The 21,629-nt window shown below is 66.8% G+C and carries 20 protein-coding genes; 14 read left to right on the forward strand and 6 right to left on the reverse strand.

The features are described from left to right. Entirely contained in the window at nt 1-1,005 is a 1,005-nt protein-coding gene (locus ACCQ05_RS01295) for a hypothetical protein (protein WP_372392689.1), read from the forward strand. On the opposite strand, the gene ACCQ05_RS01300 is transcribed toward ACCQ05_RS01295, so the two are convergent. Both ACCQ05_RS01300 and ACCQ05_RS01305 read right to left on the reverse strand, forming a co-directional pair. After that, nucleotides 1,006-2,013, reverse strand: coding sequence for a chorismate transformation FkbO/Hyg5 family protein (locus ACCQ05_RS01300; RefSeq protein WP_372392690.1), 1,008 nt, complete (start codon nt 2,011-2,013; stop codon nt 1,006-1,008). After that, complete coding sequence (locus tag ACCQ05_RS01305; protein WP_228961309.1) at nt 2,010-3,380, reverse strand: NAD(P)/FAD-dependent oxidoreductase; 1,371 nt, start codon at nt 3,378-3,380, stop codon at nt 2,010-2,012. Before ACCQ05_RS01305 ends, ACCQ05_RS01300 begins: the two co-directional genes overlap by 4 nt. A gap of 265 nt (nt 3,381-3,645) precedes the next feature. On the opposite strand from ACCQ05_RS01305, the gene xanC reads away from it, so the two are divergent. From xanC to ACCQ05_RS01360, 11 genes are all read left to right on the forward strand, one after another. Next, on the forward strand, nt 3,646-3,915 hold the full coding sequence (xanC, locus tag ACCQ05_RS01310; RefSeq protein WP_005914783.1) for a xanthomonadin biosynthesis acyl carrier protein XanC: 270 nt from the start codon (nt 3,646-3,648) through the stop codon (nt 3,913-3,915). A 37-nt stretch (nt 3,916-3,952) separates the two neighbouring features. Beyond that, a complete protein-coding gene (locus tag ACCQ05_RS01315; RefSeq protein ID WP_167394552.1) occupies nt 3,953-4,636 on the forward strand; it encodes a COG4648 family protein in 684 nt (227 codons plus the stop codon). Nucleotides 4,637-4,690: 54 nt separating this feature from the next. Beyond that, nucleotides 4,691-5,440, forward strand: a complete 750-nt coding sequence (locus ACCQ05_RS01320; protein ID WP_104540682.1) for a lysophospholipid acyltransferase family protein — start codon at nt 4,691-4,693, stop codon at nt 5,438-5,440. A gap of 11 nt (nt 5,441-5,451) precedes the next feature. Further along, nucleotides 5,452-5,739, forward strand: a complete 288-nt coding sequence (locus ACCQ05_RS01325) for an ApeI family dehydratase (protein WP_506191534.1) — start codon at nt 5,452-5,454, stop codon at nt 5,737-5,739. Continuing rightward, nucleotides 5,736-6,710, forward strand: a complete 975-nt coding sequence (locus ACCQ05_RS01330) for a lysophospholipid acyltransferase family protein (protein ID WP_228961307.1) — start codon at nt 5,736-5,738, stop codon at nt 6,708-6,710. The genes ACCQ05_RS01325 and ACCQ05_RS01330 overlap by 4 nt, the downstream gene beginning before the upstream one ends. After that, nucleotides 6,634-7,281 (forward strand): LolA-related protein, encoded by a 648-nt coding sequence (locus ACCQ05_RS01335; protein WP_372392693.1) that lies wholly within the window; start codon nt 6,634-6,636, stop codon nt 7,279-7,281. Before ACCQ05_RS01330 ends, ACCQ05_RS01335 begins: the two co-directional genes overlap by 77 nt. 135 nt (nt 7,282-7,416) lie before the next feature. Further along, nucleotides 7,417-9,783, forward strand: coding sequence for an MMPL family transporter (locus tag ACCQ05_RS01340; protein ID WP_372393878.1), 2,367 nt, complete (start codon nt 7,417-7,419; stop codon nt 9,781-9,783). Beyond that, entirely contained in the window at nt 9,770-10,207 is a 438-nt protein-coding gene (locus ACCQ05_RS01345; RefSeq protein ID WP_372392694.1) for a hotdog family protein, read from the forward strand. The genes ACCQ05_RS01340 and ACCQ05_RS01345 overlap by 14 nt, the downstream gene beginning before the upstream one ends. A 370-nt stretch (nt 10,208-10,577) precedes the next feature. Next, nucleotides 10,578-11,315, forward strand: coding sequence for a 3-oxoacyl-ACP reductase FabG (fabG, locus tag ACCQ05_RS01350; protein WP_228961305.1), 738 nt, complete (start codon nt 10,578-10,580; stop codon nt 11,313-11,315). Nucleotides 11,316-11,357: 42 nt separating this feature from the next. Continuing rightward, nucleotides 11,358-12,764, forward strand: coding sequence for an AAA family ATPase (locus ACCQ05_RS01355; protein WP_228961304.1), 1,407 nt, complete (start codon nt 11,358-11,360; stop codon nt 12,762-12,764). Then, nucleotides 12,761-13,393, forward strand: coding sequence for a hypothetical protein (locus ACCQ05_RS01360; RefSeq protein ID WP_228961303.1), 633 nt, complete (start codon nt 12,761-12,763; stop codon nt 13,391-13,393). Before ACCQ05_RS01355 ends, ACCQ05_RS01360 begins: the two co-directional genes overlap by 4 nt. Before the next feature lie 17 nt (nt 13,394-13,410). Here ACCQ05_RS01360 and ACCQ05_RS01365 read toward each other — a convergent pair whose 3' ends face one another. The 4 genes from ACCQ05_RS01365 to ACCQ05_RS01380 are packed head-to-tail and all read right to left on the reverse strand — an operon-like array spanning nt 13,411 to nt 17,817. Beyond that, complete coding sequence (locus ACCQ05_RS01365) at nt 13,411-15,033, reverse strand: NAD(P)/FAD-dependent oxidoreductase (protein ID WP_372392696.1); 1,623 nt, start codon at nt 15,031-15,033, stop codon at nt 13,411-13,413. Then, nucleotides 15,030-15,851 carry a glycosyltransferase family 2 protein gene (locus ACCQ05_RS01370; protein ID WP_228961301.1) on the reverse strand — a complete coding sequence of 274 codons (822 nt, stop codon included), beginning with the start codon at nt 15,849-15,851 and terminating at the stop codon, nt 15,030-15,032. The genes ACCQ05_RS01365 and ACCQ05_RS01370 overlap by 4 nt, the downstream gene beginning before the upstream one ends. Continuing rightward, nucleotides 15,848-16,621: a beta-ketoacyl synthase chain length factor gene (locus ACCQ05_RS01375; RefSeq protein WP_372392698.1), complete on the reverse strand. Its 774-nt coding sequence runs from the start codon at nt 16,619-16,621 to the stop codon at nt 15,848-15,850. Before ACCQ05_RS01375 ends, ACCQ05_RS01370 begins: the two co-directional genes overlap by 4 nt. Continuing rightward, complete coding sequence (locus tag ACCQ05_RS01380; protein WP_372392699.1) at nt 16,621-17,817, reverse strand: beta-ketoacyl-[acyl-carrier-protein] synthase family protein; 1,197 nt, start codon at nt 17,815-17,817, stop codon at nt 16,621-16,623. Before ACCQ05_RS01380 ends, ACCQ05_RS01375 begins: the two co-directional genes overlap by 1 nt. Before the next feature lie 217 nt (nt 17,818-18,034). On the opposite strand from ACCQ05_RS01380, the gene ACCQ05_RS01385 reads away from it, so the two are divergent. After that, the gene (locus ACCQ05_RS01385; RefSeq protein WP_104540691.1) at nt 18,035-18,295 is read left to right on the forward strand and encodes a YcgL domain-containing protein; all 261 of its coding nucleotides are present in this window, start codon (nt 18,035-18,037) and stop codon (nt 18,293-18,295) included. Next, the gene (locus ACCQ05_RS01390; protein ID WP_372392700.1) at nt 18,288-21,608 is read left to right on the forward strand and encodes an ankyrin repeat domain-containing protein; all 3,321 of its coding nucleotides are present in this window, start codon (nt 18,288-18,290) and stop codon (nt 21,606-21,608) included. Before ACCQ05_RS01385 ends, ACCQ05_RS01390 begins: the two co-directional genes overlap by 8 nt. The last annotated feature ends 21 nt before the right edge of the window (nt 21,609-21,629 follow it).

Consider the following 21,629-nt stretch of genomic DNA (forward strand, 5'->3'; position numbering starts at 1 on the left):
ATGCTCAAGATGAAAAAGCGACGTTTGGCAGCTGCACTCGCACTCGCAGGCTGTCTGGGAGGTTTGGGCGTAGTTCTGTTTGAAGCAACCAATAGGAACGACACTGCTAGATCAACGGCCGTATCAACATCCTTGCCTGTGAAGCAGCCAGCGCCCGTCCAGCTCGATGTGAGTGCAACGCCGCTACCGCCGCTTGGCACGCCCTTGCGCGCCATCTTTGTTGATTTACGCCGCCGTGCCGACATGGGTGATCCTCGTGCTGCTTGCCGATTGGCGGCGGAATCCCAACGTTGCGAGAACCTTTACGAGCAAGCTGCCTCATACGATGAGCAAATGTGGCAGCTGGATCGGGCGCGACGCACCGCAAGCGTGGCGGAGCAGCATGCTGTGGCTGCACGAGAGGCTTCGCTGAAGGCGATTGGCGATAGCCTGCTGGGCGCGCTAGAACAGTGCGAGGGCGCTCCTCGACTTTCGCCCGCAGAGCGCATAGCCCTGTGGCGGCAGGGGGCCTTGGCGGGACAGACGGCGGCCCTGGCAAACTACTCGGTGGGCAACGCCTTCAAATTTCGCGATCTACTGGAAGCAGTGCCAGAACTGGCGCGTTACCGTCGTGAGGCGGAAAGCATGGCATTACAAGCCTCTGCGAACGGAGATTTGAGGACATCCCTTGTTCTGGCTGCAGCATATTCGCCTCGCCGCGATAGCGGCACTCGCATTTTTCTGGCGCAAGTCGTAAAACCGGATGTTGCGCGCTCACTTGCGCTCTACCGGCGCGCAGGAGAACTGCTACCCGCCAAGTCTCCCGCGCAGACACGCGTCGTGATTGACGACAACATCGCTTGGCTCCAGCAGCACGCGAGCCCTGCTGATTTGACGCGTGCCGATGCCCTGGTCATGCAATGGGCGCGTGAGTGGTCATCCACGGTAGTCAATGCACCGAGGGAACTTGTCGTGGAGGCTGACGGCGGTGTTGCCAGCGTGGGACCAGCACGATGTAGCCAATAGCTACCCATGCACCCCATCGATCTCCACCGCCAGCTCGTCGCGGCAGATCACCGCGTGCAGCAGCAGGCGCGGGACCGCATCGCCGAAACGTGCGTCCAGTGCCTGGGCGACCCTGGGTAGATCCTCCTGCTCACGCACATACACCTTCAGCCGGGTGCCAGCGCCGAACTGCGCGGGCAGTGCCGGCGCATGCGCACGAGCGGCACCGAGCAGCGCATCGAAATTGGCGAAGGTTTCTTCCAGTTGCGCCAGCAATTGGCCGGTATGCATCGAGGCATGACCGACCACCGCGGCGGTGCCCGAGAGCAACAACGGCATGTCGCTGCCGGCCGGTGGCAGCATGGCGCGCGCAAAGCTCGGCGGCTGCGGGCCGTACTGGCGCGGGTAGTGGTAGGCGCTGACCTGGCGCGGATTTTCCAGCGGAGTGCCCGCATCGGTGGCGGCCAGCCAGTAGATCTGGATGATACGTTCGGCGTCGCAACGGCCCACCGCGGTCGCGGCCGGCAGCTGTGCGGTATCGAACGCGCCCAGGCCGCGTGCGCGGCCCACGCAGAACTGGCGATAGCGCTCGCGGTCGCCGCTGCCCAGGGTGATCGCATCTAGGTAGTTCCAGATGCGCAGCAGGCGCGGCGTATCGCTGCGGCCGACGAAGGCGGTGATCTCGGCATAGGCCTTGGCGGCGGCATGTTCGATATCGACGTCCTGCTCGTCGATCTCGATCACCCCGAATTGCAGGCGGCCGTCGCTGGCCCAGGCGATGTTGCCATCGCGACCGCTGCGCACCGGTGCATCGGTGCGCCACACTTCCAGCACATCGGCCTGGTACGGCTGCAGCGGCACGCGCAGGTAGCGCGGGTCGAGCAGGCGTGGCGCCGCTGCGCCGAAGCCGAAGACTGCCAGCACCTGCGGATCGGTCAGCAGCGCGGCCGGGTCGGTCCGGTCGACGTAATCGACCTGCAGGCGGGGATGGCGCAGTGGCTGGGCGGTGTGGGCCGGGGAAGCGGTCATTGACTGTCTCGTTGCAGGGTGTCGCCGTCGAAACCGAGCCTGGCCTGGCGGCGACGCAGGCGCCACGAGTGCCAGGCACGCGGCAGCATCGACAGCGTGGTGAGTGCGTAGATGGCGCGGAACGCACGCAGGCGCAGGCGGACCTTGGGGCTGTCGAACACATCGCCAGCCAGCATCGCCACCACCGCCTGCTCCAGCTGCCAGGTGTTCTGCGGCTGCGCGAACAGGGTGCGCATGGTCGGCGAGGTGAAGCGGTAGATGAACCACTTGAACTCGTCGATGCCGCGGTTGAGCTCACGCTGCAGGCTGCGCTGCAGCCTGGCTTCGTGCTGCGGCGCGCGCAGCGCCGCGTCCACCATGGCTGCGCCGCGCTCGGCGCTGTGCATGGCCAGGAACACGCCGGAGGAGAACATCGGGTCGACGAAGGTATAGGCATCGCCCAGCATCAGCCAGCGCGGCCCGGCCATGCGTGTGCATTCGTAGGCGTAGTTGCCGGTGGCGTGCACCGGCGCCACCCGTTCGGCACCGGCCATGCGCGCGGTGACCTCGGGGTTGAGCGCCAGCGTGCGCATCAAAAACCCCTCGCTGTCGCCCTTGCGGGTCTTCATGTACTCGGGGTAGCAGACCGCTCCCACGCTCATGATGTCGTCGGGCAGCGGAATCAGCCACATCCAGCCATGCGCGTGCCGGTAGATGCTGATGTTGCCGGCATCCTCGCCCGGTCGCCGGGAAACCCCGCGGAAATGGCTGAAGAGTGCTGCGGACTGGTGCTTGGCATTGGCGCGTTTGAGCTTGAGCCGGTTGCCCAGGAAGGTATCGCGGCCACTGGCATCGAGCAGGTACCGCGGACGGAATTGCTGGATCCGGCCGTCGGCGGTGCGCGCCTGCAGCAGCGGTTGCTCCCCGTCCAGGTCCACCTGTTCGACGGTGACCTGCTCGCGCGCATCCACGCCTGCTGCGCGCGCGCGCTTGAACAGCACCTCGTCGAACTGCGCGCGCGGCACCTGGAAGGCGAAGTCGGCCTTGGCGTCGAGCGCGTGGGAGAAGCGAAAGGTGTTGTAGCCGCCGGCGTCGTTGGGAAAGTCCGCGCCGCGCTTGAGCACGCCGATGCTGCGTACCTGGTCCAGCACGCCCAGGCGCTCGAGGATCGGCATGTTCATCGGCAGCAACGATTCGCCGATATGGAAGCGCGGATGCTGCGCCTTCTCCAGCAGTGTCACCGCCCAGCCGAGCTCGGCAAGCAGGATTGCCGCCGCACAGCCAGCCGGTCCGCCGCCAACGATCACTACGTCCGGACACTCCGGTCCGGGGGCCGGCCCGGCTGCCGGCGTGGCGGTCGGGATGGGGCGAACAACGGTGGAAGTCATCCTGGAACGAACCTGCAGCGGGCGAGCGTCATGCAGTCATGATAGCCTGTCCGGCGGCCCGGGCATCTGTCTGGCTGCCGAGACCACGCATGACGACCACCGCAAGGACAGGGCGATCGGCAGATGCGCCGCGGGCCGGGCGCTCGGCGCGACAGGTACGACACCGTACACTGCCGGCTCGATGTGCCGCCTGCCACCATCGCTGCTCGCGTGCTGTCGATTGCCTGTTCCGACGCCTGCCCGACCCTTACCCTGGAACCTCTGGATGTCCTCGCAAACCGCTGCCGAACGTGAACTGGCCGAACTCCTGGTCGAAAGCCTGAACCTGGAAGACGTCCAACCCGCCGACATCGATCCGGAGGCGCCGCTGTTCAACACCGGCCTGGGGCTGGACTCGATCGATGCGCTGGAACTGGCGCTGGCGATCAGCAAGCGCTACGGCTTCCAGCTGCGCTCGGACAACGACGAGAACCGTCGCATCTTCGCGTCGCTGCGCGCACTGTCGGCGCATGTCCAAGCCAACAAGACCGTCTGAGGTTCCGGCCGCTGCGGCCAGCGAGCCGCCGCCGTGGGTGCTGGGCGTGGGCGTGCTGCTGGCGGTGGCGTACTCGCCGCTGGCGCACTGGGCCAACGCCAGCCATCGCCCCGAACTGGCCGTCATCGCCGGCGCCACGTTGGTGCTGATGGTGTTGATCGAACCGTTGGTGGCGCGGCGGCCGTGGGCCTGGGGTCTGGGCTTGCTGATCCTGGCCGGCCTGGGCGCGTTGTGGCACTCGCCGTACGCCATGCTGCTGCTGGCCGCGCCGCCGGTGGTGTTCACCGGTTGGGTGGCGTGGTTTTTCGGGCGCAGCCTGCGACGCGGGCGCACGCCGCTGATCACCCGTATCGTCGAAGGCCTGTACCGGCAGGCCGGCATGCCGATCACGCCCGACCAGTACCGCTATACGCGCAGGCTCACCCTGGCCTGGGCGCTGCTGCTGTGCGGCTTGACCCTGGTCAACCTGGTGCTGGGCCTGTGCGCCGAACCCAGCGGCGTGCTGGCGCAACTGGGCCATGCCTCGCCATTGCCGATCAGCGATGCGCGCGCCTCGTTGTTCGCCAATGTGCTGGTGTACGGCGTGGTTGGCGGGTTCTTCGTGGGGGAATATCTCTTGCGCGGCCGCTGGTTTCCGCAGCGGCCCTATCGTAATCTGCCCGACTTCATGCGGCAGATGGCGCGGCTCGGGCCGGCGTTCTGGCGCGATTTGCTACGCTGAGGGCGTGGCCCAAGGGCACCGACGTACGTGCGCAGTTTCGGGGACAAGACAAAAATGCCGTTGGCAAGGATGCCGTCGCGCCTGGCGTGGGCTGTGTTCAACCTGTTGCAATTGGCGTTCACGCTGGTGTTCACCGCCGGCGGCATCGTCTATGCGCTGGCGTTGCTGGCGCTGACCCGCGACGCCGACCGCTTGCTGCGCATGGGCGCCTGGATGTGGGCGCCGGTGCTGTTTCGCGGCGCGGGCGCCAGGGTGATCGTGGAAGGCCGCGAGCGGGTCGACTGGTCGAAGAATTACCTGTTCGTCAGCAACCACCAGTCGATCATCGACATCTGCGCGCTGTTCCATGCGTTGCCGGTGCCGCTGCGGTTCCTGCTCAAGGAAGAAATGCTCAAGGTGCCGTTCGTGAACTGGTATGCGCGCGCCACCGGCATGCTGTTCCTGGATCGCGACAGCCGCAGGGCCGGGGCGCTGGTGCGGCGGCAGGCTGCCGCGCTGTTGCGCGAGGGCAAACAGTTGTGTCTGTTTCCCGAAGGCACGCGCAGCCGCACTGGCGCATTATTGCCATTCAAGGCCGGGCTAGTGCAGGCCGCTATCGATGCTGGCGTGCAGGTGGTTCCTGTGGCGCTGGATGGCTGCGGCAAGGTGCTGCCGGTGGATGGTGTGTTCAGGGTGCGTCCCGGCATCATCCGCGTGCGCATCGGCGAGCCGATCGCGGTGACCGGGCCGGATGCGCCGGATCGCCAGCAACTGACCGAGCAGGCACACAAGGCCGTGGCTGCAATGCTTCAACCCAGGATCTGAGTTTCGCGCTTATGGATTTCGTCGTACCGCATGATCATCCCTGCCTGCCCGGACATTTTCCGGGTCGCCCCGTGGTGCCCGGCGTGGTCGTGCTCGACCACGTGCTGCAGGCCGTGGAGGCGCTGCATGGCCCGCGTGCGGCGGCCCGGCTGCCGCAGGTGAAGTTCGTGCAGCCGCTGCTGCCGGGCCAGACCGCGTCGGTCACGCTGGAAGGCGACGGCCCGCGCTGGCGCTTTCGCGTGCAGCGTGCCGACCAGGTGCTGGTCAGTGGCGAACTGGTGGCGGAGGCGATGGCATGAGCAATCATTGGAAACAGCGTCCCGAAGGCGGCGGGCGTTTCGCGCTTTGGTTGATCCGCGGCATCGCCCGCCACGCCGGGCGCGCGGTGGGACGCGCGCTGCTGTACCCGATCACGCTGTACTTCCTGCTGGTGCGTGCGCCCGAACGCGCCGCCTCGCGGACCTACCTGGCGCGGGTGCTGGGCCGGGAGGCGACGCTGCGCGACGTGGCCCGGCACATCCACACCTTCGCCTCCACCATCCTGGACCGGGTGTACATGCTGTGCGGGCAGATGCAGCGCTTCCGCGTGGACATCACCGGCCTGGACCAACTGCATACGCAGATGGATCGCGGCCGCGGCGTGCTGATCTTCGGTTCGCACCTGGGCAGTTTCGACGCGCTGCGCGTGCTGGCCACCGAGCGCCCGGACGTGCAGGTCAAGGTGGTGCTGGACAAGGCGCACAACCGCGCCATGACCGACCTGCTGGGCGCGCTCAATCCGCAGCTGGCCGCCAATATCATCGATGCCGGGATGGACGCGACCTCGATCGTCATGGCGATCAAGGAGGCCACCGACGCCGGTGCGCTGGTGGCGCTGTTGATCGATCGCCCGCGCGAAGGCGACCCGGCGCTGCCGGCGATGTTCCTCGGCCGCAACGCGATGTTCCCGACCTCGCCGTGGCTGATCGCCGCCGCGCTCAAGGTGCCGGTGGTGCTGGCGTTCGGCCTGTATCGCGGTGGCAACCATTACGAGCTGGCCTTCGAGACCTTCAGCGAAGGCCTGGATCTGCCGCGTCGCCAGCGCGCCCCGGTGCTGGCGGTACTCATGCGCGATTACGCTGCCAGGCTGGAACATTACACGCGCTACGCGCCGTACAACTGGTTCAACTTCTACGATTTCTGGAACACCCATCATGCCGATGCGCCGCACCCTGCCGTGGATGCTGATACTGCTGTTCAGCGCCGCACCGCTATGCGCCGCACCGCCTGAGACGCTGGATGTCGGCCAGGTGCTGCAGCGCCTGGCGCGCCCGGCCCCGGTCAGCACCGAGTTCGTCGAACTGCGCGGCTCGGCGCTGCTGAAGACGCCGCTGCGCGTGCAGGGCCATTACCGCCGCCCGGATGCGCAGACCTTGGTGCGCGAGGTCAGCGCGCCGTATCACGAGACCACCACCTTGCAGGGCGCCGAGGGCGTGCTGGAACGCGAGGGCAAGCCGCCGCGTCGCTTCTCGTTGAGCCGCGTGCCCGAGCTGGCCGGGCTGAAATCCGGCTTCGGCGCGTTGCTGGCCGGCGATCGCGCGCTGCTGGAACAGCAGTATCGCGTCAGTGGGCAGGGCCAGCCGCAGGCCTGGCAGCTGACGCTGCAGCCCAGGGACGCCGCAATGGCCAAGCAGGTGCGCGAATTGCGTTTGTATGGCCGCAATGATGAGTTGCGCTGTATCGAAAGCGTCCCCGCCAAGGGCGACGTGCAGCGCACGCTGCTGGCCGGTGCGGCCCGCGCGGCGGCCAGCGTGACCGATGCCGCGGCGCTGACCACGCTCTGCCACGGTCCGGGCGCGTGACCGCGCGCGCGATGGTTGCCTTGGTCGGCCCCAGAACCATCTCGACAATCGTCACCGGAGAGCGCACGTTGCCGACGACGCCCATTGCCGCGTGCGCGGCCGGTGCACGTCCCGCGGGAATGACGGGGCGTGTCCATGGCGTTTGAGCTGACCGCAAACCGACGCATCGGCCTGGCATTGCTGTGGCTGGCCTTGCTGGCGGCCGCTGGATTCTGGTTGAGCGAAACGCTCAAGGTGTCCGGCGATCTGCGCAAATTCATGCCCGCCCCGCGCACGCCGGCACAGAAACTGTTGATCGAGGAACTGGGCGAAGGCCCGGGTTCGCGGCTGCTGTTGATCGCGCTGTCCAACAGCGACCCGGTCACCTTGGCCGAGCAGTCGCAGCAACTGCACAAAGCGCTGTCCGCCCAACCGGACCTGTTCGAACTGGTCGGCAATGGCGGCAACGCAGGGCTGGAGGCGATCCCGGAACGCTTGCTGCCCTACCGCTACCTGCTCAGCGACAGCTTCGACACGACGCGGCTGGACGCATCGACGCTGGAAGTGGCCCTGCAGGCGCGCGTGCAGGACCTGGGCTCGCCGGCGGCAGCGCTGGTGGAGCCGCTGCTGCCGCGCGACCCCACGCTGGAAGTGCTGCACCTGGCCGAGACCCTGCAGCCGGCGGCCGCACCGCAGCTGCGCCACGAGGTGTGGTTCGATCGTGCCGGCAGCTCGGCCCTGCTGGTGGCGCAGACGCGTGCGGCCGGTTTCGATCCCACCGGGCAGCAGCTGGCCTACGACGCGGTGCAGGCGGCGTTCGCCAAGGCTGCGCAAGGCAGCACCACGCGGATGACGCTCACCGGCCCGGGGGCGTTTGCGGTGGAAATCACCGCACGCACGCAGGGCGAATCGCAGTGGATCGGCACGCTCGATACGGTGGGCCTGGTGCTGCTGCTGCTGGTCGCCTACCGCAGCTGGAAGATCCCGGTACTGGGCGTGTTGCCGCTGGCGAGCGCGGGCCTGGCCGGGCTGGCTGCGGTCGCCCTGCTGTTCGACGGAGTACATGGCATCACCATCGCCTTTGGCTTCACCTTGATCGGGGTGGTGCAGGATTACCCGATCCACCTGTTCAGCCATCAACGCCCCGGGTTGGACCCACGCGACAACGCACGGCATCTCTGGCCGACGCTGGCCACCGGCGTGGTGTCCACCTGCATCGCGTATGTGACCTTCCTGTTCTCCGGGGTGGACGGCCTGCGCCAGCTGGCGGTGTTCACCATCGCCGGCCTGGCCACCGCTGCCGTCAGTACGCGCTGGCTGCTGCCGGCGTTGATCGATCCGGCTGCGCGCGACTATGCCGATTCGCGGCTGCTGGCCACGTTGTGGCGTGGCATCGCGCGGCTGCCGCGGCCACGCATCAGCCTGGCGGTGATGGCGGTGATCGGCATCGCGGTGATCGCGTTGGCGCCCGGCCAGTTCTGGCAGAACGATCTCTCCAAGCTCACCCCGGTGCCGCCGAAGGCACTGGCCCAGGACACCCATCTGCGCCAGGAACTGGGTGCGCCGGACGTGCGCTACGTGCTCGCACTGCCTGCGGCCAGCGACGAAGCCGCGCTGCAGGCCAGCGAGCAGTTGCGGCCGCGCCTGGATGCACTGGTGCGCGATGGCGCGCTGACCGGCTACGACATGGCCGCGCGTTACCTGCCCAGTGCCGCGACCCAAAGGGCACGCCAGGCGGCGTTGCCCGATGCCGCGCAGGCGCGCGCCATGGTCGAGCAGGCGGTCGCGACCACGCCATTGCGCAGCGATGCGTTTGCGCCCTTCCTGCAGGATCTGGACACGGCCAGGCATGCCGCGCCGCTGCTGCCCAGGGATCTGGCCGGCTCGCCGCTGGCCACCTCGGTCGGCGGGCTCCTGCTGGGCCGCGGCGATCGCAGCACCGCGCTGGTGTCGTTGACCGGCCTGCGCGACCCGGCCGTGCTGGCAGCGGCGGTGCAGGGCAGTGGTGCGCAGCTGCTGGACCTCAAGGACGCCTCCGAATCGCTGGTGGCGGCCTACCGTACGCGCGTGCTCGGCGCGTTGGTGTTGGCCGCGGTGTTGCTGGCGGTGACGGTAGCGATCGCGCTGCGCAGCCCGCGCCGCATCGTGCGCGTGCTGCTGCCGATGGCGCTGACCACGGTGTTGATCCTGGCCATCCTGCGCGGCACCGGTGTGGAGCTCAATCTGTTCCACCTGATCGCGCTGATCCTGGCTGCCGGGCTTGGTCTGGACTACGCGCTGTTCTTCGATCATGCCGGCGACGACCACGCCGACCAGCTGCGCACCCTGCATGCCCTGATCGTGTGCAGCCTGATGACGCTGCTGGTGTTCGCGCTGCTGGCCGCCTCCAGCATTCCGGTCTTGCGCGCGATCGGCAGCACGGTGGCGCTGGGGGTGTTGTTCAATTTCATTCTGGCCTTGCTGGTATCGCGCCAGCCGGCGCTGGAACGCATGGCCAACGGAGAGCCGCATGCAGGGACGTGACGCGATTGCCGCCTTGATTCCGCACCAGGGCGCGATGTGCCTGTGGGAAGAGGTGGTGGAGTGGGATGCGCAGCGCATCGTGCTGCGTAGCCACGCGCACCGCGACCAGACGCATCCGTTGCGCGCCGCCGGGCGCCTGCGCGCGCTGCATCTGTGCGAATACGGGGCGCAGGCGATGGCCGTGCATGGCGGCCTGCTGGGTCGCGCCTCGGGCAAGCCGGTGCGTCCGGGCATGCTGGTGGCGCTGCGTGGTGTGGAGCTGCACGTGGCCTATCTGGAGCAGCTGCCCGAGGCGATCACCTGCCAGGCCCAAGTGCTGATGCAGGGCGAGGACAGCCAGCAATACAGCTTCCGCCTGAGCCACGGCGAGCAACTGCTGGCCGAAGGCCGCGCCACGGTGATGCTGGGCGCGGCGCAGGCGTGATCCCACGCCTCATGCGTGGAGCCGTGCAGTGCACGGATGCTGGCTTACAGTCGGCATCCACGCGCAATGGGCTCTGCACGCACGTCTACATGGACCTGGTGTGTTGCCACTTGGCGTCGTGTTGATGCGAGGGTGCAACGCAGAGGTTGCGCTCAATGGTCAGACCTCCGGCATCCCAAACAGAACGACACGCTTGACCGGAACGACGTGGGCAGGGCCTGCATGTCGCAGCAGGACGCTGTTGCAGGAGTGACTGCGTCGTCAGACGCGCGGCGCGCTCCAGGATGTGGCAAGGCTGTTCCGGCGGCAGCGGCGAATCGCTAGGATGATGGGCTCGCCGCTGCCGTTTGCGGCTTTCATCGAGGCATCCATGAGCACATCCCTTCCACAGCGTCGTGCGCTGGTCACCGGCGGCAGCGGCGATCTTGGCGGCGCCATCTGCCGTCAGCTGGCGGCGCAGGGGCGGCATGTGATCGTGCATGCCAACCGCAACCTGGCGCGCGCCGAAGAGGTGGTGGCCGCGATCGTCGCCGACGGTGGCAGCGCAGAAGCGGTGGCCTTCGACGTGGCCGACGCGCAGGCCGCAACGGCCGCGCTGGAGACCCTGCTGGACGGCGGCCCGATCCAGATCGTGGTCAATAACGCCGGCATCCACGACGATGCGCCGATGGCGGGCATGAACGCTACGCAGTGGCACCGGGTCATCGATGTGTCGCTGCATGGCTTCTTCAATGTCACCCAGCCCTTGCTGCTGCCGATGGCACGCACGCGCTGGGGTCGCATCGTCAGCGTGTCGTCGGTGGCGGCGGTGCTGGGCAATCGCGGGCAGACCAACTACGCCGCAGCCAAAGCGGCGCTGCACGGTGCCAGCAAGTCGCTGGCGCGCGAGATGGCCAGCCGCGGTATTGCGGTAAATGTCGTGGCGCCGGGCGTGATCGAAGGCGAGATGGTCGGCGAGAGCTTCGCTCCGGACGTCATCAAGCAACTGGTGCCGGCCGGACGCGTGGGCAAGCCCGAGGAAGTGGCCGCGCTGGTGGCGTTTCTATGCTCCGAGCCCGCCGGTTACATCAATGGCCAGGTCATCGGCATCAATGGCGGGATGGGCTGAATATTTGTTGTATGCTCATAATAAATTTAGAGGCGATGTTAAATGTTGACGCGGCTTGAAGTGAATTGTTTCAAAAATCTCCTGGGATTTTCTGTAAATTTTGGGCCTTTCAATTGCATCGCAGGGCTGAATGGAGTTGGTAAGTCGAACATATTCGACTCTATAAAATTTCTTTCTTTGCTGGCGGATAAGTCAATTGTTGAGGCAGCTCTAGAGGTTAGAGAGTCTGATTCTACGGATCCGCTCGATATTTTCTGGACGAATGGTGATTTTAGGTCGGAACGCTTATCGCTTGCCGTAGAAATGATAGTTCCCGTCGATGTGGTTGATGACTTTGGGCGACGCGCGAAAGCAACTTCGACTTTTCTGCGCTATGAGGTTGAGCTTGCGCGAGACGATGAAGAACGAGAGTCGGGCTCCCTCGGGTTGCATTTAGTCAAAGAGACTTTGATTCATATCAACAAGGGCGAAGCGGTTGATCGCCTGAGGTTTCCCATGAGTGTGACTAGATTTAGAGAAAATATCGTAATAAATAAAAGAAAAGGTGCTGGTTTTATTTCCACTCATAAGGATCAGGATGGGATTGTCGAAATACATCTTCATCAAGATGGCGGCAGTAGTGGGCAACCTCAAAAATTTCCTGCAAAAAATGCGCCTAAAACCGTGGTTTCTAATACAAATAGTGGAGTTTGGCCAACTATCCTGGCCGCTAGGCGTGAGATGCAGTCTTGGCGCTTCCTTTCACTAGAACCAAGTGCAATGCGTCGTTCGAATAAAATACATGAAGAGGGTATGGTGAGCTCTGGCGGTGGAAGGCTGGGAGCCTCGCTCTATAAACTGCATAGGAAAGATGCCTCTGTTTATACTCGCGTTGCTAGCCGCTTGTCAGAAATAGTCCCTACCTCTGATATAAGAGTGGATGTGGATCAAGTTCGCCAACTTCTCACTGTTGAGGTTAAAGAGCGAAGCGGTGCATTTTTGCCGGCACGTGCCTTATCCGACGGAACTTTGAGATTTCTCGCACTTTCGATTATTGCGGAAGATCCTGACTTTAATGGTGTCTTATGCTTTGAGGAGCCCGAAAATGGAATTCATCCAGCGCGAGTCGGCGCAATGCTGGAATTGCTGAAAGAATTGTCTGTAGATCCTCATGAGGAAATATCAGAATCAAATTCAATGAGGCAAATTATAGTTGCAACTCATTCACCGGTCCTTGTTTCATTAGAAGAGCCGAACGACCTAATTTTTGCAGACGTGGTTAAGGTGAAAGGTCCTAATGGAATGCCTGCAACTACTATTAGATGCAAGTCTTTGCGTGAAAGTTGGCGTTTTTCAGATATTGAAAGTAATGGTGTAGACCGAGCTTCGATTATTTCATATCTTGAGCTTCCTCCAGACCGCCAGATATCACTCGATCTTAAGGTGGCTCGCACGGAAGTGATTCCATGAAGATTAGCTTTATTCTCACTGGAGAAGGGTCATCTGATTTAAATTTGGTGGATCACATTGAGACATTGCTAATCAGAGTCGGATTTGTAGAGGCAAGTGGAACTTCTTTTGATCCGTCTAGATTGCCGGTTCATGTCGGACATTCAGTCAAAGAAAAATTGGAATTTGTCCGTGAATTGTACCCTTCTGCGGACGTGGTTTTCGTTCATCGTGATGCAGACGCTCAAGGATTGGCCGCTAGGCGACAAGAAATTCATGATGCATGTGCTGGGATTTACGATCCGGTAAACGTGATCCCGGTTGTTCCTGTCAAAATGTTGGAGACTTGGCTTCTAGTTGATAGCCAAGCTATCAGAAGGGTTGCAGGGAAAGCAGGTTGCCAACCGATTGAGTGTGTTCCGGCTTTGCGAGATTTGGAGCGTGTTCGTGACAGTAAAAACTTATTGTTGAACGCTCTTTGTGAGTGCAGTGAATTGCAAGGGGCGAAACTTAAGAAATTTAAAAAACTCTTTGGGCAAATGCGGGCACGCCTAATCTCTGCAATAGACGCGGAGGGCCCCATCTGCGAACTCCCTTCGTATATGCAGCTTAGAAGTGATTTGGAGCTTTTGTATCAGCGAATGGCTTGATCTGACTAACATCATGGCTACGCCGCGTCGGCGTACCACGTGGCGGTCAGGATCGCCTCGCCATTGGCATCGGCCGTCAGCGCGTCCAGGCCGTGGTCGGGCAGGTCGGGGTGGCGCTGGCGGGCCTGCTGCAGGATCTCGCGCGCCAGCACCGCCATCTGCGCCACGTTGCCGTGGATGCGTGCGGCGAAGGCGTCATCGTCGAGGGTGTCGTTCAAGGCGCCATTGAGTTGGTTAAACCAGCCGATCAAATACTGGTCCAGCAGGCGTCCATCGCCGCCGACGATGCCCTGTTCGGTGTTGCGCACGCCCCAGTCATGCAACACGCGTTGCATGGCCAGGTTCATGTCGCGCGCATGGAAAAAATCCGCCTTCATGCGCGCCAGCAGGCTCAGGTCGGCGATGCGCCCGGAGCAGAACAGCGGCGCCAGCAGCGACCAGTAATAGGTGTAATCCCAGATCACCTTGACCGGCATGACCTGCTCGTCGCCGAACAAGGCGTATTGATCCTGGTACAGGGTCAGGGTGTTTTCGTAGAACGAGAAATACAGCTGCTGGTACAGCTCCGCATACGGGCTGAGCGACTTGCCGGCGCGGTCGCGGCCGATCAGCTCGCAGATGTAGGTGTTGGAGATGCCGATGAAGTCGCTACCCGGCGAGTAGAACGGGTCCAGGAACAGGCCTGCCTCGCCGGTGAGCGCCCAGCGCTGCGCGGAGAACACCTGCTTACAGCCATAGGAGAACTTGCGCAGGAACAGGAAGTCCTGCAGCCGGTAGTGCGCGCTGTCGAGCGTGGCGGCCACCTGCGGTTGATGCAGGCGCAGCCAGTCCATGGCTTTTTCGTGGGTGTTCATCGTCTCCAGCGGATGCATCGCGGCATCGCAGACGATGCCCAGCGAATGCGCGCCCGAGGACAGCGGGATCAGCCAGAACCAGTAGCCCGGCCCGCACATGTGGTTGGTCGAGCGCCAGCGGTCCGGCGGGGTGCAGCGCTGCAGCCAGTTGCTGTCCTGCGACCAGCCGTTGGGGTCGATCAGGCCTTCCACGCGCCACCACACCGCGTTGGCGTTGTGCGCGTTGTCCTGGGCCAGGCCGAGCTTGCGCTTGAGCAGGCCGGCGCGGCCGCTGGCGTCCACCACCCAGTGCGCCTGCAGGGTGCCTGGGGCGCCTGCGCACTCGTAACGCACCGCATGGTCGGTGTCGTCTTCGGCCAGGTCCACGCCCTTGACGGTGCAGCCATCGATGAAGGCGATGCCCTGCGCGCGGGCGCGTTCGCCAAGGAAGTTTTCGAAGCGGCCGCGGTCGATCTGCCACGACGGCGTCGGCAGGATCTGGCTGACGCCCAGTTCCGTGCAGCGGTCGATGTCGGCGCGCTTGTCGGAGAAGAAGAAACGGAACCCGAACTTGCGGATCTGTTCGGTCTCCAGATGCTCGCGCAGGCCCAGCACCTGGGCGAAATAGTGCGCGCCGATCTCCACCGTGGATTCGCCCACCTTGAAGGCGGCCTCGCGCACCGGATGGGCGCGCCGTTCCAGCACCGTGATGGCCAGCGCAGGGTCGCGCTGCTTCAGTTGCAGGGCCAGGCTCAGGCCGGCCAGGCCACCACCGGTAATGACGACATCGGCACGCGCTGCATTCATGGGGAGTGGTTGCTCTTGGTGACCGCGGGCACAGTAGCAAATTCGCCATCGACATCGTCAACGATCACCGGGTTGGCACGCACGCGGCGATATTCGCGCCAGACATGGCCATACGCCCAGACCTGCCTGACCACATGCGAGGTGATGTTCCACAGGTCGCGCACCAGGCGGAAATGGCTCTTGCGGAAGGTGCCGTGCGCACCGCCGGCATAGCGGGTCTCGATCGGCACCGCCACCACCCGCGCGCCGGCCTGGCGCGCGGCCGAGATCAGCAGCTGCGCTTCGAACACGAAGCCTTCGCCGGGCACGTTCGGCAGGGTGAACACCGCCGCCGGATACAGCCGTTGGCCGCTCTGGCTATCCACCAGCTGGAAACCGCAGCCCCAGGCAATGCCCCAGTCGCCGAAATCGTTGCCGATGCGGCGGATGGTAGGCTGGGTGGCGCGCTTGCGCATGCGCGCGCCGATGATCACGCTGCCGGGATGGCGGTTGGCTGCGGCCAGCAGGCGCGGGAAATCGGCGGCCTTGTGCTGGCCATCGCCGTCCATGGTCATCACCGCGCGCATGCCCAGCTGCTGGGCCTTGGCGAAGCCGCTGCGCAGGGCGGCGCCCTTGCCCATGCGTTGCGAGTGGCGGATTACCGTCACCGGCAGGTCGGCGATGCAATCGGCGGTGCCATCGTCGGAGCCGTCGTCGATCACGATCACCTGCGGGCAGTACTGCAATGCATCGGTCACCACTTCGCGGATACGCAGCGATTCGTTCAAGGCCGGCACCAGGATCGCGGTGTCCTGCGGCGTCAGCGGCATGCGGCTCACGGCAGGATCTCCACGCGCAGGACGCGCCCCGGGCCGGCCTGCAAGGCCACGCTGTCGCCGCGGCCGGCCAGCAGTTCGAACAAGGGCAGCATCGGCGCCATCGCATTGCCGGACACCTGCTGCGCCAGCGGGCCATCGCCCGGCGACGGGCTGCCATCGTCCAGCCGCGCACGCAGCTGCCGCTTGCCTGCCTGGCCGGCGCTGCCGAGCACCAGCGCGCCACCGAGCAGGCCCTGGCTGGGCGAGACCCGGCCCAGCGGCCCGACCGAGCGCGCATCGTAGCCGGCCAGCAGCACTGTCTCCACGCCGGCGGCGAGCTGCACCAAGGCCTCCAGCAGCCCCTGCGCGAAGCTGGCATCGGAGGCGCTGATGGCCGTGGCCGGCGTCATCGCACCGGCGCCAATGGTCCAGTACCCGGCCGCGGCGTTGTGCACCGAGTTGTGGAACTTGGTCGGCGAGATCGCCAGCGGGTCGCTGGCCAGGGTGGTGCACATGTAGTCGGTGATGGCCAGGTCGCCATGGGTGGAGGTGAACACCGACGGCAGGCTGGCCGGGTCGCGGCCGGCGGCGGCGCAGGCGGCCAGCGCCGCTTCCAGCGACACCGCCACCGTATCCGGCGCGCGGCGGCGCTCGTTGGCGGCCAGCAGCTGCGGCGCCGGGCGTGCCGGGGTCTCCTGCAACGCGGCACCGTGCACGAAGCCGCGTGCGGCTTCCCAGCTGGGCAGGCCCTGGGTCCAGAAGCCGATCCCTTCGATACTGGCAGCGAGCATCAGCGGGCCCGCCCGAACAGCAGCGAGCAGTTGTTGCCGCCAAAGCCGAAGGAATTGTTCATGGCGTAGTCGATCCGGGTATGGGCGTTGTCGAAGCGGATCTGCGGGCCGCAGGCGGGGTCGGGCACTTCGCTGTTGAGCGTGCCCGGCAACAGGCCGTCGCGCAGCGCCAGCAGCGCGATCACCGATTCCACGATGCCGGCCGCGCCCAGGGTGTGGCCGGTCCAGGCCTTGGTCGAGCTGGCGTGCAGGGTGTCGGGGAAGATCGCCGCCACCGCGGCCGCTTCCACGCTGTCGTTGGCCGGGGTGGCGGTGCCGTGCAGGTTCAGATAGCCCACCGCGGCCGGCTCCAGGCCGGCGCGTTGCAGTGCGCCGCGCATCGCCAGCTGCGCGCCCAGGCCCTGCGGGTGCGGGGCCGACATATGGTGGGCATCGCTGGATTCGCCATAGCCATACAGCCACAGCGCCGCGTCCGGTGCGGCGGCGGTGCGTTCGACCAGCGCAAAGCCGCCGGCCTCGCCCAGGCTCAGGCCCACGCGCCGCGCATCGAACGGCTGGCACGGCTCGGGCGCCACCACCTGCAGCGAGTTGAAGCCGAACAGCACGCTGCCGCACAAGGTGTCCACGCCGCCGACCAGGGCCGCATCGATCACCCCGGCCTCGATCAGCCGCGCCGCCTGCGCGAACACCTTGGCACTGGACGAGCAGGCGGTGGCCACGGTCACGCTGGGGCCGCGCAGGCCGGTGGCGTGCTGCACGAAGTCGCCCAGCGAATGCGGGGTGTGCACGATCGGGCGTTCCAGATCCGGCGGGAAGCGCGCGCCGTCGGCGTCTTCGACCAGCCGCGTATAGGCCTCTTCGCTGGCACCGATGCTGGAGGTGGAGGTGCCGATGATCACCGCCACGCGCTCGGCGCCGTAGCGCTGCGCGGCCGCCTGCGCCGCGTCCAGCAGGCCGTCCTGCTGCAGCGCCAGCCAGGCCAGGCGGTTGTTGCGGCAGTCCCAGCCCTGCAGCGCGGCGGGCAGGACCACCTCTTCCACGCCGTCGACGCGGCCGATCCAGCACGGCAGCGGTTGTGGCCCGAAATCGTTGCGGCGCAGGCCGCTGCGGCGCGCCTGCAATGCGGCGGCCTGGGCGGCGAGCCCGGCGCCGAGCGCGGTGGTGGAGGTGTAGGCGGTGACGGCGACCGGGGCCATCGGGGACGGATGCTGCGCTTGGCTCACGGTGATCTGGCTGGCAAGAAGTGCTTGCAGTATATCGGTGGCGTGCGCCCGTCCCATCGATGGCGCAACTGAACGTGGCGGTCATGTCGCTGACGCGGCTGGGATTTTTCGTATCGGCCGCGCTTTCGCCATGGCCGCAATTGGGACACAATCCTGCGACCCACCGCTCTTCGAGCGCGATCACGCGCGCATGCACGCCTACGTCTATAAAAGCCAACGCAAGCAGGACACCTTCGTCTATCTCGCCACGCGTGACGACTTCGCCGGTCTTCCTGCTGCCGTGCACGCGCAGTTGGCGCCGTTCGCCTTCGTGCTGGAGGTGGCACTGACGCCGGAGCGCCGGCTCGCGCAGGCCGACGCGGCCACGGTGCGCGAGGCGCTGGGCAAGCACGGTTTCTACCTGCAACTGCCCAAGACCGTGGTGCTGGCGGGCGAGTGCGACCATGACTGATCCGCAGCGTGCTGCACGCCTGCGCGCCGCCGCGCTGGCGGCGGTGGCCGGCGTGGCGTTGTCCCTGCTCGGCGGCCTGGGCGGCGCCATTGCCGCGCTGGGCCTGTGGCTGGCCCAGCCTGCCTTTGCGCTGGCGGTGTCGTGGGCGCGCGGCACGCGGGCGCTGCCGTCGCAGCCGCGCGCCATCGCGCAGGCCTTGCCGCCGTTGCTGGCGATCTGGGGCGTGGGGCTGCTGGCCCTGGCTGCCCTGATCAGCTGGCCGCTGACTGCGCTGCGCGACAGCGGCAGTCTGGCCGCCGCGCTGGCGCTGAGCGTGGCGATCAGTGCCGCCTTGCTGGGCCTGTGGCGGACCTGGCCGCTGTGGGGCGAAGTGGAACGTGACGGCGGCGCGCTGGCGCCACGCTGGCACGCGCTGGCCACGCAGGAACTGCATGCCTGGCGCGGGTTGCTGGCGGCTGCACTGGTGCTGGCGATGTGCACGCTGTGCGTGACCCTGGCCTGGCCGGGCGGCGTGTCCGGCGGGCTGCGCTGGGGCCTGGCGATCGCCGCCTGCGTGGCCTTGCCGGCCGCCCACCTGCTGTTGCAGCGCACTGCCGCGCCATCGCGCAGTGCGGCACCGGCCGCCCCGCAGGCAGCCGACTTCTTCAATGAGGCGGCCGCCGCGCCGCGCCCGCTGGAGCCGGTGGCGCAGCATCAGTTGGTACCCGAATTGTTCGAGGCGGCACGCAGCGGGCGGGTGGACCGCGCGCTGCAGTTGCTCGAGGCCGGTGCCGACCCGCAGGCGCTGCCGCTGCCGGAATGGCGCGACCAGCGCAGCCTGCCGGCACTGGCGGCGGTGCTGCCGGACCTGCGTCTGTTGCGCGAATTGATCGTGCGCCGTGTCGACGTCAACCAGCCGCATCGCGGCATGACCCCGCTGCTGGCCGCCACCCGCGACAGCTGGCATGGCCGCCCGGATGCGGTGATGACCCTGCTGGCCAACGGTGCCGATCCGCGCGCCAGCGACAACGACGGCAACACCCCGCTGCATCACGCCGTGCGCAGCTCCGATCCTGGCGTGGCCGCGCTGCTGCGCGATGCCGCCGCAGAACTCGATGCGCTCAACAACGACGGTCATTCGCCGCTGGCGATGGCCTGCCAGGTCGGCAACTGGCGGCTGGCGAAATTCCTGCTGGAGCGCGGCGCGCAGTCCGAGCCGGAGGGCGGCGCGCCGGTCCTGCTGGCCGCGGCCGGTACCGAAGAAGACGACCCGGCCGGCGTGCAGCTGCTGCTCAAGCACAAGGCGCGCGTGGATGCGCGCGACCGCCAGCGCCGCAGCGCCCTGCACGAAGCCGCGCTGGCCGGTCATGGCGACATCGTCGAAGCGCTGCTGTCGGCCGGCGCCAACCTGGAGGCACGCGATCTGCTCGGCCGCACCCCGTGGCTGGATGCCGCCCGCCAGGCGCGCAGTGCGGTGCTCGAACGGCTGCTCGCGCGCAAGGCCGACGTGCTGGCCATCGATGGCGAAGGACGCAACGCGGTGATGCTGGCCTGTGCGGCCGATAGCGTCTCGCCCGCACTCATTCGCCGCCTGCTCGAATTGCAGGTGCCGGCCGATGCGGCCGACGTGCACGGCCGCCGCGCGGTGGATGTGGCCGCCGAAGCCGGGCGCTGGGCCATCGTGCAATTGCTCGACCCTGCCTACCCGTTGCCGGCCGCGGTCAGCGATGCCCCGGGCGATACCCCCGGCGTTGCCGCATTGCCCGATCGCCCGCCGCTGGTGCTGCTGCGCGAGGGCCTGCAGCTCGGCCAGCGCGACAGCCTGGGTGCGCTGGCCAGGCTGTGCGGGCCGGAAGAACTGGGCGGCCTGCTGCACGATGCGCATGTGGCCCTGAATGCCGAGGCAGTGGACTGGCTGCTGCGCCATGGCGCCGATGCCGAGGTGCGCGATGCCTGCGGCGACGTGCCGATGTTCGCGTTGCTCTCGCGTGGCCTGGAGGCGGTGCCGGCCCTGCAGGTGCTGCTGCGCCATGGCGTCTCGCCGGCCGGTGCCGGCGGCCTGACCCGGCTGCTCAGCGCCTGCGTGCAGCACGATGCCGCCTCGCGCGGGCTGGAGCAGTTCGCGCTGGAATTGCTCGAGCGCGGCGCCGACCCGTTCGCGCCCTCGGCCGCGGGCGACCCGCCGTTGTCGCTGGCGGTGCGGCTGGGCTGGTTGCGCCTGCAGCAGTGGTTGCTGGAACACGGCGTGGACCGCGAGGCCCGCGACAGCCACGGCATGACCGCACTGCATCTGGCCACTGCGCTGGGCCGCGAGGCGGCGCTGAAATTGCTGGTCAAGCAGGGCGCCTCGCCGGATGCGCGGGCCGCCGACGGGCAGACGCCGCTGGGCGTGGCGCTGTCGATCGGGCGTCGCGATCTGGCCGACTGGCTGGACTGGCGGATCTGGCCGCTGCCGCGCCGCGCGCTGCGCGAGGCGGACGTGCCGGCGGCTGCGATGACCGGCGACACCGATGCGGTGCGCCGCCTGATTGCGCTCGGCCTCGCCGTCGATGCGGTCGATGCGCAGGGCTGCACCGCGCTGCTGCGCGCGGCCGGCGGCGGCCATCTGGGCGTGGTGGCGCACCTGCTGAGCCGTGGCGCCGATCTGCAGCGCGCTGCCAACAGCGGCGCGACGCCGTTGTCGGCGGCGGTGAGCATGCGCCAGACCGAGATCGTGGCCGCCCTGCTGCAGGCCGGCGCGCAGATCGAGCACCGCCTGCCGGGCGGGGTCACCGTGCTGATGCTGGCCTGTGCGCTGGGCCTGCCGGACATCGTGGCGCGCCTGCTCACCGCCGCCGCCGACGTGCATGCCACCGACAACCAGGGACTGGCGCCGTTGCACTGCGCCGCCCTGTACGGCTTCACCGCGCGCGATACCACCCGCCTGCTGGCCTTGCTGGACACGCTGCTGCTGGCCGGCGCCGATCCCGAGCATCTGGCCGGCGGCCGGGTCAGCCCGCTGCTGTTGCTGCTGGGCGCGCGTGCCGAACCGGGCACCGCCTGCGACGAGAAGGTAGTGCTGGCCGGGGTCGAGCGCCTGCTCGACGAAGACGTCTCGCTGGAGGTTGCCGATCAACGCGGCTTCGGGCCGCTGCACCTGGCCGCCCTGCATGGCCTGCCGCTGCTGGTGCAGCGCCTGCTGCGCGCCGGCGCCGATGCCGAGCGCCGCGATGCGCTCAACCGCACCCCGCGCGAGATCGCCATCATGCGCGGCTTCATCGATGTGGCCGGCCAGTTCGAACCGGCGCTGCCGGGCGTCTCGTCGATGGCGCGCTTCCTGCGCGAGGGCCGCTGAGCCTGCGCGGCGGCCAACCGC

It is taken from the genome of Xanthomonas sp. NCPPB 3582, assembly GCF_041475735.2.
GTDB lineage: Bacteria > Pseudomonadota > Gammaproteobacteria > Xanthomonadales > Xanthomonadaceae > Xanthomonas > Xanthomonas codiaei.

Excerpts from the sequence above, each read along its gene's own strand:
- ACCQ05_RS01295 (WP_372392689.1), top strand. The coding sequence starts at position 1 with ATGCTCAAGATGAAAAAGCGACGTTTGGCAGCTGCACTCGCACTCGCA.
- ACCQ05_RS01300 (WP_372392690.1), bottom strand. The coding sequence starts at position 2,013 with ATGACCGCTTCCCCGGCCCACACCGCCCAGCCACTGCGCCATCCCCGC.
- ACCQ05_RS01305 (WP_228961309.1), bottom strand. The coding sequence starts at position 3,380 with ATGACTTCCACCGTTGTTCGCCCCATCCCGACCGCCACGCCGGCAGCC.
- xanC (WP_005914783.1), top strand. The coding sequence starts at position 3,646 with ATGTCCTCGCAAACCGCTGCCGAACGTGAACTGGCCGAACTCCTGGTC.
- ACCQ05_RS01320 (WP_104540682.1), top strand. The coding sequence starts at position 4,691 with ATGCCGTTGGCAAGGATGCCGTCGCGCCTGGCGTGGGCTGTGTTCAAC.
- ACCQ05_RS01325 (WP_506191534.1), top strand. The coding sequence starts at position 5,452 with ATGGATTTCGTCGTACCGCATGATCATCCCTGCCTGCCCGGACATTTT.
- ACCQ05_RS01330 (WP_228961307.1), top strand. The coding sequence starts at position 5,736 with ATGAGCAATCATTGGAAACAGCGTCCCGAAGGCGGCGGGCGTTTCGCG.
- ACCQ05_RS01335 (WP_372392693.1), top strand. The coding sequence starts at position 6,634 with ATGCCGATGCGCCGCACCCTGCCGTGGATGCTGATACTGCTGTTCAGC.
- ACCQ05_RS01340 (WP_372393878.1), top strand. The coding sequence starts at position 7,417 with ATGGCGTTTGAGCTGACCGCAAACCGACGCATCGGCCTGGCATTGCTG.
- ACCQ05_RS01345 (WP_372392694.1), top strand. The coding sequence starts at position 9,770 with ATGCAGGGACGTGACGCGATTGCCGCCTTGATTCCGCACCAGGGCGCG.
- fabG (WP_228961305.1), top strand. The coding sequence starts at position 10,578 with ATGAGCACATCCCTTCCACAGCGTCGTGCGCTGGTCACCGGCGGCAGC.
- ACCQ05_RS01355 (WP_228961304.1), top strand. The coding sequence starts at position 11,358 with ATGTTGACGCGGCTTGAAGTGAATTGTTTCAAAAATCTCCTGGGATTT.
- ACCQ05_RS01360 (WP_228961303.1), top strand. The coding sequence starts at position 12,761 with ATGAAGATTAGCTTTATTCTCACTGGAGAAGGGTCATCTGATTTAAAT.
- ACCQ05_RS01365 (WP_372392696.1), bottom strand. The coding sequence starts at position 15,033 with ATGAATGCAGCGCGTGCCGATGTCGTCATTACCGGTGGTGGCCTGGCC.
- ACCQ05_RS01375 (WP_372392698.1), bottom strand. The coding sequence starts at position 16,621 with ATGCTCGCTGCCAGTATCGAAGGGATCGGCTTCTGGACCCAGGGCCTG.
- ACCQ05_RS01380 (WP_372392699.1), bottom strand. The coding sequence starts at position 17,817 with ATGGCCCCGGTCGCCGTCACCGCCTACACCTCCACCACCGCGCTCGGC.
- ACCQ05_RS01385 (WP_104540691.1), top strand. The coding sequence starts at position 18,035 with ATGCACGCCTACGTCTATAAAAGCCAACGCAAGCAGGACACCTTCGTC.
- ACCQ05_RS01390 (WP_372392700.1), top strand. The coding sequence starts at position 18,288 with ATGACTGATCCGCAGCGTGCTGCACGCCTGCGCGCCGCCGCGCTGGCG.